We start from the raw sequence: 13008 nt of genomic DNA, 5'->3' as shown, positions 1-13008 counted from the left end.
TCCAGGTGATGCAGACGAACCAGATGAAGAGACGGTACTAAAATGTTCTCCCATCGGACGGAACCGACGACGCCCGATCGGGGCAGCGGGGTCGCGTTCGAGCTCCCACCGGCGGCGAGTCGTCGGTTCGCTCGAGTTGTCCGTCCACTCGAGTTGTCCGTCCACTCGAGTTGTCCGTTCGCTTGAGTTGTCCGTTCGCTCAAGTCGTCCGTTCACCTGAAGGGTCGAATCGGTCCGCGAACGGGTTACATCCGAGGAGGCCAGAGTCGTCGCGGTGCGGGCGACGCGATTCACCGCCGGTTTTCCTCTGGAGAACGATAGTCGTGCGAGTCGTTCGCGTGATTCGTGGTGGCACGTTTCGACGCTCGGGGTCGCGTCGACTAGAAACGGTCCGGTCGGTGGTCGGAACTTTCCGTCCGGCCGCGAGCGCCGGTGACCGATATCGGGAGGAAAAGCTGTTCTGACGGGGGTCGGTGAGTAATCCACTCGGGGACTCCCCCCCACCCCTTCGTTTCGGGTGGAACGCACGAAAAGGGGGGTAGGGTGACGGCGACTCTCTAGATGACGGGGATTTATTGTCTCCCTCTAACAACCATATCCGTAGTACTAGCAGTTCTAGTTGTAATCACTCGGCTGGTGGATTAGTACAACTCGAGAGGACCATCCCTGGTCGACCACCCACCGTCTCTCGTCCTGGCTCCACTCGAAACGAAGGGGTGGGGGATACAGCCTCCCCGTCGTTTCTACTGCAGACACGACTCACGGGATTCGGTACCGGGAACGAGTTTGCCAATTGAATTTCACCCACTCCGATAGAGTCACTTCTACATCCGGTCCGCTTCTACATCCGGTTCGCTTAGACACCAAGTTCGGTTAGAGGGCACGCACGCACGTGACATTATATTAACCGAACTACTCGTCCCTCAGTTCATATCACCATTCCTACAATCGTCTGACGTAGTACTTAAGTAACCGGAGAGACCGTATTCCGCCATACGCCCCTCCACGAGCGGGATTCGGGAGGCGCGGAGGTCAGGATGGGACTGCTCAACGGACTCAAAGACAGCGTTACACGGGTCACCGAACGGCTGTTCTCGGCCAGCGAGCCGAAGCGGATCGGCATCTACGGGCCGCCGAACGCCGGAAAGACGACCCTCGCGAACCGCATCGCACGTGACTGGACCGGCGACGCAATCGGGCCGGAGAGTCACATTCCACACGAAACACGGCGCGCTCGCCGCAAGGAGAACGTCGACATCGAGCGCAACGGGAAGACGGTCTCCATCGACATCGTCGACACGCCGGGCGTGACGACGAAAGTCGACTACAAGGAGTTTCTCGAGCACGACATGGAGAAAGACGACGCCGTCCGTCGGTCGCGCGAGGCGACCGAGGGCGTCGCCGAGGCCATGCACTGGCTCCGCGAGGACGTCGAGGGCGTCATCTACGTACTCGACTCCACGGAGGACCCGTTCACGCAGGTGAACACGATGCTCATCGGCATCATCGAGTCCCAGGAGCTCCCGGTGCTCATCCTCGCGAACAAGATCGACTGCGAGGATTCGAACATCCAGCGCATCTCGAACGCGTTCCCCCAGCACGAGACCATCCCGCTGTCGGCCCTCGAGGGCGACAACATGGACGAGGTCTACGACAAAATCGCGGAATACTTCGCGTGAGCACGATGCCAGAAGCAACACCAACCGACCCCGACGCCGGCGACGGCGACGACGGCGTCCAGATCGACCTCATCAGCGGCGAGCGAATGGAGAACCTCACGAGCATGGAGAAGATTCGAACCGTGCTCGACGCGGTCCACGAGGGGAACATCGTCATCCTCGAGGAGGGGCTCGCCCCCGACGAGGAGTCGAAGCTCATCGAGGTCACGATGTCCGAAATCAGCCCCGACGGGTTCAACGGCATCGAGATCGAGACCTACCCGAAGGCACAGACCGCCGACACGAGCTTCCTCGGACGCCTGATGGGTAAAGAGGAGACGAAGAAGCTCACCGTCATCGGCCCGGCGAACCAGATACAGACCCTCCACAAGGACGAGAACCTCATCAGCGCCCTCGTCTCCCGGCGGTAATCGCCCGATGCCACACCAGTGTACGAACTGCGACCGGACGTTCGCCGACGGCTCCAAGGAGATGCTGTCGGGCTGTCCGGACTGCGGGGGGAACAAATTCCAGTTTCGACCGGCGAGCGCTTCGAACGTCACTGACTCGGGTGCGGGCTCGGACGGAGGTTCGAGTGGAAACGCCCGGGTTGCCGATTCGGCGGAGTCGCCGTCCGAATCGACGAACGGAAACGCGAGCGGCGCCACCGGAACGGGTCGCTCGGGCGTGACCGGCGCGGCCGCGGACGCCGGGTCGGCCGTTCGCGACTGGGTTCGGGGGTCCTCGTCCGACAGCGGCGGTACGACGGCACAGACCGAGAGACGCTCGAAGTCACCCCGAGCGTGGCCCGGCACGGAGTCCGAATCGGAATCCGGCACGGGGCCCGAGTCGGATTCCGGCACGGAGTCCGAGTCGGACGTGCAGTCGACCCCGGCCGACGCGGGTGTGGCCGACGCGACCGACGTGGACAACGCGACCGAAGCAACCGACGCGTCTAGCACGACCGACGCGGCTACCGTCGACCGGTCGGAACCTGACCCCTCGGCGGACGCCGAGGACCGGGCGCAGGCGAGTGCCCGGACCGACGTCGTCAGTCCCGAAGAACTGTCCGCGGCCGCCGAGCAGTCCGCCGAAGAGCCCGACGCGGACCAGCCCGGCCTCTCGGAGCTCCGCAAGGAGCTCAACGACCAGTTCGAGAGCATCAAAATCGTCAATCCCGGACAGTACGAACTCAACCTGATGGAGCTGTACGACCGCGACGAGTACATCATCTCGCTGCGCGAGGACGGGCGCTACGTCATCGAAGTGCCGGACCGCTGGAACGACGGCGACGAGGACGAGTAGCCCGTCGACTGGCATCCGCGCTCGAGTCGAAACCACCCGCCTTCTCCACTCGAATTCGACTCAGCCAGCCCCTTCGTTCAGGACGGGACTGGCCGCTTTCCCCGTTCGAGTCGCTCGATTTACGAGCCGAGGAGCTCGACGAGCAGTCCGTTCTGAGCGTGGAGCCGGTTCTCGGCCTGGTCCCAGACGAGCGCGCGGTCGCTCTCCAACACCTCGTCCGTGACCTCCTCACCTCGGTGGGCCGGCAGACAGTGCATCAGCTTCGCGTCGGTTCCCGCTAGCAGCTCCTCGTTCACCTGATATCCCTCGAAGGCGGCCAGTTTCTCCTCGCGGCGGTCCTCCTGACCCATCGACACCCACACGTCGGTGTAGACCACGTCGGCGTCGGCGACGGCCCGTTCGGGGTCGTCGACGACGGTGGGCGCACCGCCCAACGCCTCGGCACGGTCGAGCACGTCGTCGCCCATCCCGTACCCGGGCGGCGTACAGACCGTCAGGTCGAGGCCGGTCAGCGCGGCGCCGACGACGAACGACTGACCGACGTTGTTGCCGTCGCCGACCCACGCCACCGAGACGCCGTCGTCCAGCGGACCGAACGCCTCCCGAACCGTCAGCAGGTCCGCGAGCGTCTGACACGGGTGGGCGTCGTCGGTGAGCCCGTTGACGACCGGCACCGAGGAGTACGCGGCCAACTCCTCGATGTCCCCGTGCTCGAACATCCGCGCCATCACCACGTCGACGTAGCGCGATACCGCCCGCGAGGTGTCCTTCAGGGGCTCGCCGTGGCCGAGTTGGATGTCGTCGGGGCCGAGGAAGACCGCGTGACCGCCGAGCCTCGTCATCCCCGTCTCGAAGGAGATGCGGGTCCGCGTCGAGGGTTTCTCGAACAGCATCCCCATCGTCCGGTCGGCGAGGAGGTCGCTCTCGTCCTCCTCGCCCCACTTCAACGCGGCGGCGCGGTCGAGGACGCGCTCCAGTTCTGCGGCCGAGAGGTCGTCGATGTCGAGGAAGTGGTCGGTGTCGAGGCTCATTCCGCCCCGCCCTCCCCACCGCCGTCACCTTTCAGGTCCGTCGCCACCGCGGTCAACACCTCGACCGAGCGGTCGAACTCGGCGAGCGAGAGGTGTTCGTTCGGCGCGTGGTCGAGCGAGGAGTCGCCGGGACCGTAGGTCGCCATCGGGCAGTCCCACGCCTCGGCGAAGAGGTTCATGTCGCTCGTCCCGGTCTTGCGAAGCAGCCGGGGGTCGGCGCCGGCGCCGCGAATCGCCACGCGGAACGCCCGGGCCACCTCGGTTCGGGGGCTCTCCATCACGGGTGGGATGGGCTCCTCCCAGTGGACGGTGCCGAACGGCTCGCCGTCGTCGGAGCCGACCCCGAGGTGCGAATCGGCGCGCTCGCGCACCTCGTCGGGCGTCAGCTTCGGCGGCACCCGGAGCTGCACGTCCATCGTCACCTCGACCGAGAGCCCGTCCGCGCTGTCGCCGCCGTCGACCCCGACGGGTTTCGTCGTCACCTGCTCGAAGACGGGGACGTAGTCCTCCGGGTCGAACTCGGCTTCGACGGCGCCCCACCAGTCCATCGCGGCCTCGATGGCGTTCGCGTCGGGCCGGGAGGTGTGGCCGGACTCGCTGGCGGCGACGTACGTTCCGGCGAGGAAGCCCCGGTAGCCGAGCGTGACCCCGTCCCAACCGCTGGGTTCGCCGTTCACCACGGCACCGGGCGCTTCGGCGCGGTCCTCGACTAAGTGGCGCGCCCCTCGCGAGTCCGTCTCCTCGCCGACGACGCCGACGAAACTCACGCCGGTCTCGACGGCCGCGACGGCCATCGCCGCGAGCGGGCCGGTGGCGTCGACGCTGCCGCGGCCCCAGAGACAGGGCTCGTCGGGGTTCGTATCCACGTCCTCGTCGTCGACTCCCGGCTTCACCTCGACGGGAATGTCGCCGGGGACGGTGTCGACGTGGGAGGTCAGGAGCACCGAGTCGTCGGCGGGCGCGCGCACGTTGCCGACCTCGTCGAGCCACACCTCGCGGTCGTGGGCCTCGAAGAAGGCGACGAGTCTCTCGGCGGCCGCGCGTTCCTCGCCGGTCGGCGAGGGCGTCGACACGAGGTCGTACAGCAGGCGGCGACCCTCGGTGCCGATATCGGCGGGGTAGTCGGCGGCGGCCGTCTCGACGGCCGCTGTGGACTCGTCGCCGTCCCCCTCCGAGGACGCGGTGCTCACGAGAGCACCTCCACGAGCGCGTCGACGGCGCGGTCGGCGCCCGCCTGGTCGAGCACGAGCGGCGGCAGGAGGCGCACCACCGAGCGGCCGGCGGGCAGCGCGAGCACCTGCTGTTCGAGCGCCAGGTCGCGCAGGAGGCGGTTCGCCCCCCGTTTCACCTCGACGCCGACCATCAGTCCCTCGCCGCGCACCTCGCGGACGGGGAGGTCGCCCTCCTCGACGGCCGTCTCGAGGGACTCGACGAGGTAGCTCCCCACGTCGCCGGCGTGGGTGGGGAGGTCCTCCTCGACCACGACGTCGAGCGTGGCGTTCGCCGCGGCGCAGGCGACCGGGCCGCCCGAGAACGTCGACCCGTGGTCGCCGTGTTCTTCGGCAATCCAGTCCGCACACAGCGTCGCGCCGAGGGGGAGCCCCGAGGCGATACCCTTCGCGGTCGTCAGCACGTCCGGCTCCACCCCGGCGCCCTCGCAGGCCCAGAGGTGACCCGTCCGGCCGACGCCCGTCTGAATCTCGTCGAAGACGAGCGCCGCGCCCGCCTCCTCGGTCGCTTCGCGGGCCGCCTGCAGATACCCTGCATCGGCCGCGTGAATCCCTCCTTCGCCCTGTACGGGCTCTAGGAACACCGCCGCGGTCTCGTCGTCGACGGCCTCCCGAAGCTCCGCGGCGTCGCCGTAGCTCACGAACTCGACTCCCCCCGCGAGCGGCTCGTAGGGCGCCTTGTACTTCCCCTTCCACGTCATCGCGAGCGCGCCCATCGTCCGGCCGTGGAAGCCGCGCTTGGTGGCGATTATCTTCTCCCGGCCGGTGGCGGCGCGGGCGAACTTCATCGCGGCCTCGTTGGCCTCCGTCCCGGAGTTACAGAGCCAGACGTTGTCGGCGTCACCGGGGCCGAGCGCGGCGAGTTTCTCGTACAGCTCCGTCCGGGCCGCGACCGGGTACGACCCCTGCACGTACAGCAGTTCCGCGGCCTGCTCCTGCACCGCCTCGACGACCTTCGGGTGACAGTGGCCGACGGCGGCGACGGCGTAGCTCGCCCCGAGGTCGAGGTACTCGGTGCCGTCCGACCCGTAGAGGTGGACGCCCTCGCCGCGTCCGATTTCGATGGGCTTCTCCGAGAAGACGAAGCCGCCGCTCATTGTTCGACCTCCCCGGCCTCGTCGCCGCCAATCCCGTCGTCGGCGTCGCCGACGCCGCTCGCATCACCCAACACACCCGGCGAGACGTGCGTCCCGCCGCCGCCGAGCGCGTTCGTGATGGGGTCGCGCAGGTTGGCGTCGGCGACGACGACCTCGGCGGCGCCGCCCTCCAGCGCCTCGACGGCCGCCATCACCTTCTTCGTCATGAACCCCTCGGCGGCGCCCTGCAGCGCCTCCAGGTCCGCCGGCGTCGTCGCCGACGAGACGAGCGTCTCGGGGTCGTCGGGGTCCTCGTACACCCCGGACACGTCGGTCAACACCACGAGTTGGGCGCCCAGTGCGCCCGCCACCGCGGCGGCGGCGCGGTCGGCGTCGGCGTTCACCGGCACGCCGTCGTCCGCCAGCATCGGGACCGTCACCACGGGGACGTGGCCCGCGTCGAGCAGGGTCCCGAGGAGGTCGGCGTTCACCGACTCTATCTTCCCGGAGTGGTCGCCGCGCTTGATCTTCTTCTTGCCGTCCTCGACGACGCGCACGGCGGATTTACGCTTCCCCGTCAGGAGGCCGCCGTCGACCCCGGAGAGACCGAGCGCGTCGACGCCGGCCGCGCGCAGGGTCGCGACGAGGTCAGTGTTGAGTTTTCCGGGCATCACCATCGTGAACACCTCCATCGCGCGCTCGTCGGTGAAGCGCCCGGTGACGCCCGACGGCGTCTCGACGTAGGTGGGCTCCTCGCCGAGTTCCTCGAGCGTCTCGTCGACCGCCGTCGAACCGCCGTGGACGACGACGACCTGCCGGCCGTTGGCGACGAGGTGAGCGACGTCCTGCACGGCGCCCTCGGGGTTCACCGCGCGTGCGCCGCCGATTTTCACGACGACGGGGGCGTCGTCGACGTCGTCGCCGGTCTCGTCGACGAGTCCTCCATCGGCCACGAGGTTGTCGCCGCCGTCGGCGAGGAACGCCTCGACGGTGCCGCCGTGGGCGACCACGTCGTCGACGCAGAACCCCTCGGTTTCGGGTCCGTCGCTCCCACTGGACCCCTTCGTTTCCACTCCACGGCCCGAGTCGAACCCCTCCGTTTCGTGTGGAGATTCGAACTCGTATTCGTCGTCGGCGCTGTCGTCTGTCTCTGTCATCAGGGTGCCCCCACGGGGTGGAGGCCGCCGAACTCCAGGCCGGCGGTCTCCTCGAAGCCGAGGGCGACGTTCGCGGCGTGGACGGCCTGCCCGGCCGACCCCTTCATCATGTTGTCGATGGCCGAGAACACGACTATCCTTCCATTAGCGGGGTCGAGTTCGAAGCCGACCTCGGCGTAGTTCGTCCCGGCCACGGCCTTGGGCTCGGGGTAGCGGTACACGCCGCCGCCGCCCGCGACGAGGCGGACGAACGGCTCGTCCTCGTACGCGTCGCGGTAGGCCGACCAGAGGTCGCCCTTCGTCACGCGCTCGCCGGGGAAGACGTGGCCCGTGGCGGACGCGCCGCGGACCATGTCGACGGCGTGGACGGTGAACGCGGTCGAGAGGCCGAGGAACTGCTCGATTTCGGCCTCGTGGCGGTGCCCGGTCGGCGCGTACGGCCGCACGACGCCGGAGCGCTCGGCGTGTGAGGAGGCCGCTCCGCCGCCGGCGCCGCCCTCGCTGGAGCCGACTTTCACGTCCACGACCACGCGGTCGTTCGAGTCTATCAGACCACCGTCTACGAGCGGTTTCAGCCCGAGCATCGTCGCCGTCGCGTTACAGCCACCCGACGCGATGAGTTCCGCGCCGGTCAGGTTCTCCCGGTTCAACTCGGGCAGGGCGTACTCGGCCTTCTCCAGGTACTCCGGCGCGACGTGGCCGTCGTACCACTCGTCGTACTGCTCTTCGGTGTCGAGGCGGAAGTCCGCCGAGAGGTCCACCACCGTATCCGCGGCCTCGAAGAACTCGTCGACGTGCTCCATCGAGACGCCGTGAGGCGTCGCGGTGAACAGGGTGTCTACGGACTCTAAATCGGTGGGGTCCGAGAAGCGCAGGTCGACCCCGCGGAGGTTGGGGTGGACCGACCCCACAGTTTTGTTCTCGTACTCGCGGCTCGTCGCCTGCACGAGGTCGAACTCGGGGTGTGCGGTCAGGAGGCGGCAGAGTTCGCCGCCGGTGAAGCCGCTGGCGCCGACGACGCCGGCGCGTGTCGTCGCCTCGGTGTCGGTCTCGGCGTCGTCGCCGACCGAACTCATAACACCGCCTCCGCGGCCCGCTTCTCGTCGTCGGCCTTCGCCTCCAGCCAGTCGACGACGGCGCCGGGGACGTCGACGTCGACGACCTCGTTCAGCGCCTTGAACTCGACGGTGTGGTTCACCTCGTGGACGGTGTAGGAGCCGGAGTCGTCGCCGCCGACCTCCATCAGGTCGACCCCGAGGAGGCCGCCGCCGACGGCGTCGCTCGCCTTCTCGACCAGCTCCTTCGCCTCCTCGTCGAGTTCGAACTCGTCGGTGTCGGCGCCCTTCGCGGCGTTGGTGAGCCAGTGCTCCGAGGAGCGCACCATCGCGCCCACGGGCTCGCCGTCGACCGCCAGGACGCGGATGTCGCGGCCGGGCTTCTCGACGAACTCCTGGACGTAGAACACCTTGTGCTCGTAGTGGCCGAGCGTCGCCTTGTGCTCCAGAATCGCCTCCGCCGCCGAGCGGGAGTCGATTTTCGCCATCAGGCGGCCCCACGAGCCGACGACGGGCTTCAGCACGCAGGGGTAGCCGAACTCCTCGATGGCCCGCATCGCGGCCTCCTTCGTGAACGCTACCTCCGTCGCGGGTGTGGGAACGTCCGCACGCTGGAGCGCGAGGCTGTTCTTCGCCTTGTCGGCGCAGACGTCGGCCGTGTCGGGACCGTTGACGACGGTGACGCCGTACGAGTCGAGGAACTGCGTCGCGTACAGCGAGCGGCTGGTCGCGAGACAGCGGTCGAGTACGACGTCGCAGTCGGTCGCTTCCGAGGCCTCCCCGTCGAGGTCGGTCACGTCGTCCAGCCCGAAGCGGAGCTTCCGCACGTCGAGTTTCACCACGTCGTGGTCGCGCTCGCGGAGCTCCGAGAGGAGCAGCTTCTCGTCCTTGCGGATGCGCGAGTAGAGGATGCCGACCTTCACAGGCCGTCACCTCCGGAGCGGACGACAGTGTGTACTGCGCCGCCCGCCGTCGAACCGCTGTGGGGTGAGCTAGTCGCCGTCAACTCACTCCCCCCAGTCCTCTTCGAGCTCCGGGGCTCGCTCGAGGACCGGCGGGTTGACGTCGACGACTTCCAGTTCCGCACCGCAGGTTCCACAGTCGACGATCTCTCCGGCTTCCAGGTCCTCGTGCAGGGACAGTTCGGCCCCGCACTCGGGACAGTCGGCGTCGGTCATTGCTGTACCTCACCGTTGCCGGCTATCTACCTTAAATTCGTCGATATTGTAATCGAAATTAAAAGACGTGGTCGACCCTAATCGAGGGGGAGAACGTCGCTTCGTGCCGAACCGCGCACCGATGGTCGGATAGTTGGTAGTTTGTCCCCAAGAGGGGACGGCGGAAGCGGCAGCGGCGGGAGCGGGGCTCCGACCGGCGTCGGGGTCGGGGTCGGCGCCGCGTCCACACCGACCGGCCGCGGTCGCGGCGACGGACTCGGTCGCGGGGCCGGGACCGGACGCGCCGCTCGCCGGAGCGGGAGTCGTCGCGGTCGTCGGAGCCGGCCACCTCTCGGCGTCGACTCCCGACCGACTCCGTCGCTCGCGACGTCGAGCGCGCCGCTCGCGGCGCCGAACGCCTCAGACATAGCTCGCCACCTCCGCGTCGAGCGCTTCGGCCGCCGCCGCCAGCGCCTCACGGCGTCCGGCGAGCGTCTCGCGGTCGGCCGCGAGCGACTCACGGGCCGCCTTGACCTCGCTCGCGACCGCGTCGGGGGCGGGGCCGCCGGCGGAGTCGCGACTCGCCACGCTCTCGGCGGGGTCGAGCACGCGCGTCACGGCGTCCCGGGTCACGTACTCCCATAGTGACTCCCCTAATACCGCCTCTGCGGCCGCGTCAACTCTTGCGGTAACGGTTGCCACGTCGTCCTCCGGTTCGACCTCGGGTGCGGCCGCCGCGACGACTTCGTGTGCGGTCCGGAAGGGGAGCCCCGCCATCGCGAGCGCGTCGGCGACGCCCGTCGCAGTCGAGAACCCTTCCCCCGCGGCGGGCGTCGTCGCCTCGGCGTGCCAGGTCGCCGTCGCCACCGCGCCCGCCGCTACCTCGCTTGCGGCCGTCACGTCGTCGACGGCGTCCCACGCGTGGGGCGTGGCGCGCTGGAGGTCGCGGTTGTACGCGCGGGGCAGCCCCTTCAGCGTCGTCAACAGCCCGGTGAGGTCGCCGACCGCGTCTCCGGCGGTCGCCCGCACGAGTTCCATCGTGTCGGGGTTCACCTTCTGGGGCATGATGGACGACGTGGAGGAGTAGTCGTCCGACAGCGAGACGAACCCGCGGTTGGCGTAGAGTATCAGGTCCTCCGCCAGCCCCGACAGCGTCACGGCGTGGGTCGCGAGCGCCGAGACGGCCTCGACGAGCACGTCCCGGCCCGACGAGGCGTCCATGGAGTTGCGGACGACGCCGTCGAAGCCGAGCAACTCGGCCGTCCGGTCGCGGTCGATATCGAACGGCGTCCCCGCGAACGCGGCCCCGCCGAGGGGGGAACGGTTCACACGAGCGTAGGCGTCGAACAAGCGCTCGGCGTCCCGCGTGACGGCGGCCTCGTAGGAGAGTAGCCAGTGGGCAACCGTCGTCGGCTGGGCGGGCTGGAGGTGGGTGTACCCCGGGAGCAACGTCTCGGTGTGGTCGGCCGCCGACTCGACGAGCGACTCGCGCAGGGCGAGCGCCGTCTCGACCGAACGGAGCAGGTCGTCGCGGAGGCGATACCTGATACAGGTCGCCACCTCGTCGTTGCGCGACCGGGCGGTGTGCATCCGTCCGCCCTCGGGGCCGACTTCGGAGACGACCGCCGACTCGATGGCCTCGTGGACGTCCTCGCCGTCCGGCAGGGCGCCGTGGCCCGCCGCCTCGACGTCGTCGAGTGTGGCCAGAATCTCGCCGGCGACGTCGTCGCCGACGATTCCCCGTTCTGCGAGCATCACGACGTGGGCGCGGTCGACCGCGAGGTCGGCCTCGAAGATGCGCCGGTCGGCGTCGAGACTGGAGAGGAAGCCGCGGGCGGGGCCGCCGCTGAAGCGGTCCCGGCGGACGACGGTGTCGTCGGTGGCTTCCTCCTCACCCATCTTACTTGTCCTCGCCGTCCTCGCCGCCGTCCTTCGACGGCAGTTCGTGGCCGTCTCCGCTTCCGTCCGCCGCCAGTTCGGGCTTCTCGACTCCCGCCGCCACCGCGTTGGCGAGGCGTGACTGGAACCCGTGGTACTTCGCCACGCCGGTCGCGTCGGCCTGCTCGATGCCGTCGACGGTCTCGGTGTTGAACGACGCCGCCGACTCGGAGTAGACGGCGTAGTCGGACTCGCGGGCGACCGGGCGGACCTGCCCGGCGTCGAGTTTCACCGTCACGGTTCCCGTCACCTTCGTCTGGTTCGCGTCGAGGAACCCGTCGAGCGAGGTCATCAGCGGCGCGTCGACGAGCCCCTGGTACCCCTTCTCGGCCCACTGGTGGTCGATCTGCTGTTTGAAGTCGCGCTCCTCCTTCGTCAGCACTAACTGCTCCAGGGCTTCGTGTGCCGTCAGAAGCACCGTTGCGGCCGGATGTTCGTAGTTCTCGCGCACCTTCAGCCCGAGCATGCGGTCTTCCATCATGTCGGTGCGCCCGATACCGTGGGCGCCCGCCTGCTCGTTCAACTGCTCGATGATGTCGACTGCGGACTGCTCCTCGCCGTTCCCAGCCGACGGCTGGGAGCTCGTCGAGGTTTCCTCGACGGTGTCGACGGCAACCGGGTACCCCTCGTCGAACTCGATTTCGACGAGTTCCGTCCCCTCGGACTCGGTGGGCGCCGTCGTCCAGTCGTAGATGTCCTCCGGCGGGACGTAGCTCGGGTCCTCGAGGTCGTCACCTTCGACCGAGCGCGACCAGAGGTTGGTGTCGATGGACCAGGCACCCTCGTTGCCGCCCTCGACGGGCAGTTCCTTCTCCGCCGCGTACTCCATCTCCCACTCGCGGGTCAGCCCCATCTCGCGCACGGGGGCGATGACCTCGAGGTCGGAGGCGCGCCAGACGGCCTCGAAGCGCAGCTGGTCGTTCCCCTTCCCGGTACAGCCGTGGGCGAGGGCGTCGCAGTCCTGCTCTTTCGCGACCTCCAGAATCTTCTTGGCGATGACCGGGCGGGCCAGCGCCGTCCCGAGGGGGTACCCCTGGTACTCGGCGTTGGCGCGCACGGAGTCGAAACAGAGGTCGGCGAACTCGTCTCGCGCGTCGACGACGTAGTGTTCGAGGTCGAGGGCCTCGGCGGTCTCCTCGGCTTCGTCGAATTCGGGTTCGGGCTGGCCGACGTCGACCGTGACGCCGACGACCTCGTCGTAGCCGTACTCCTCTTCGAGGAGCGGCACGCAGACTGTCGTGTCGAGTCCTCCGCTGAACGCGAGAGCGACGCGCTTTGTCATCGACTCATGCTGGACCACACAGGGACATAAATTCGTCGCTTCTAATTAAGGAATTAAACGGCATACTGCACGCTACGCGGCAAAATCGAGGGATTCGTCGCGACGGAAAGTCGGGTCGGT

General features: G+C 68.3%; 12 protein-coding genes. 3 read left to right on the top strand and 9 right to left on the bottom strand.

The features are described 5' to 3' along the window. The first annotated feature begins 1037 nt into the window (after nucleotides 1–1037). Genes N5095_RS03710 through N5095_RS03700 form a run of 3 tightly spaced genes read left to right on the top strand, consistent with a single transcriptional unit; the run spans nucleotide 1038 to nucleotide 2963 of the window. Complete coding sequence (locus tag N5095_RS03710; protein WP_267621217.1) at nucleotides 1038–1679, top strand: Era-like GTP-binding protein; 642 nt, start codon at nucleotides 1038–1040, stop codon at nucleotides 1677–1679. A 5-nt stretch (nucleotides 1680–1684) separates the two neighbouring features. Beyond that, on the top strand, nucleotides 1685–2089 hold the full coding sequence (locus tag N5095_RS03705) for a DUF2073 domain-containing protein (RefSeq protein WP_267621215.1): 405 nt from the start codon (nucleotides 1685–1687) through the stop codon (nucleotides 2087–2089). 7 nt (nucleotides 2090–2096) lie between these two features. Next, nucleotides 2097–2963 (top strand): OapC/ArvC family zinc-ribbon domain-containing protein, encoded by an 867-nt coding sequence (locus N5095_RS03700; RefSeq protein WP_267621213.1) that lies wholly within the window; start codon nucleotides 2097–2099, stop codon nucleotides 2961–2963. A gap of 119 nt (nucleotides 2964–3082) precedes the next feature. Here N5095_RS03700 and argF read toward each other — a convergent pair whose 3' ends face one another. The 9 genes from argF to N5095_RS03655 form a co-directional block, all read right to left on the bottom strand. Then, entirely contained in the window at nucleotides 3083–3994 is a 912-nt protein-coding gene (argF, locus tag N5095_RS03695; protein WP_267621211.1) for an ornithine carbamoyltransferase, read from the bottom strand. Beyond that, a complete protein-coding gene (locus tag N5095_RS03690) occupies nucleotides 3991–5184 on the bottom strand; it encodes a [LysW]-lysine hydrolase (protein ID WP_390202573.1) in 1194 nt (397 codons plus the stop codon). Before N5095_RS03690 ends, argF begins: the two co-directional genes overlap by 4 nt. Continuing rightward, complete coding sequence (locus N5095_RS03685) at nucleotides 5181–6320, bottom strand: aspartate aminotransferase family protein (RefSeq protein ID WP_267621209.1); 1140 nt, start codon at nucleotides 6318–6320, stop codon at nucleotides 5181–5183. Before N5095_RS03685 ends, N5095_RS03690 begins: the two co-directional genes overlap by 4 nt. Further along, nucleotides 6317–7456: an acetylglutamate/acetylaminoadipate kinase gene (locus tag N5095_RS03680; protein WP_267621207.1), complete on the bottom strand. Its 1140-nt coding sequence runs from the start codon at nucleotides 7454–7456 to the stop codon at nucleotides 6317–6319. Before N5095_RS03680 ends, N5095_RS03685 begins: the two co-directional genes overlap by 4 nt. Next, on the bottom strand, nucleotides 7456–8532 hold the full coding sequence (gene argC, locus N5095_RS03675; protein ID WP_267621205.1) for an N-acetyl-gamma-glutamyl-phosphate reductase: 1077 nt from the start codon (nucleotides 8530–8532) through the stop codon (nucleotides 7456–7458). Before argC ends, N5095_RS03680 begins: the two co-directional genes overlap by 1 nt. After that, on the bottom strand, nucleotides 8529–9434 hold the full coding sequence (lysX, locus tag N5095_RS03670; RefSeq protein WP_267621203.1) for a lysine biosynthesis protein LysX: 906 nt from the start codon (nucleotides 9432–9434) through the stop codon (nucleotides 8529–8531). Before lysX ends, argC begins: the two co-directional genes overlap by 4 nt. Nucleotides 9435–9518: 84 nt before the next feature. Next, on the bottom strand, nucleotides 9519–9689 hold the full coding sequence (gene lysW / locus N5095_RS03665; protein WP_267621201.1) for a lysine biosynthesis protein LysW: 171 nt from the start codon (nucleotides 9687–9689) through the stop codon (nucleotides 9519–9521). A 399-nt stretch (nucleotides 9690–10088) separates the two neighbouring features. Continuing rightward, a complete protein-coding gene (argH, locus tag N5095_RS03660) occupies nucleotides 10089–11567 on the bottom strand; it encodes an argininosuccinate lyase (protein WP_267621199.1) in 1479 nt (492 codons plus the stop codon). Nucleotide 11568: 1 nt separating this feature from the next. Beyond that, nucleotides 11569–12888, bottom strand: coding sequence for an argininosuccinate synthase (locus N5095_RS03655; protein WP_267621197.1), 1320 nt, complete (start codon nucleotides 12886–12888; stop codon nucleotides 11569–11571). Nucleotides 12889–13008 lie beyond the last annotated feature (120 nt).

Source organism: Halobium salinum (assembly GCF_026586625.1).
Taxonomy (GTDB): domain Archaea; phylum Halobacteriota; class Halobacteria; order Halobacteriales; family Haloferacaceae; genus Halobium; species Halobium salinum.
This window is presented reverse-complemented; position numbering and strand designations above follow the sequence as displayed.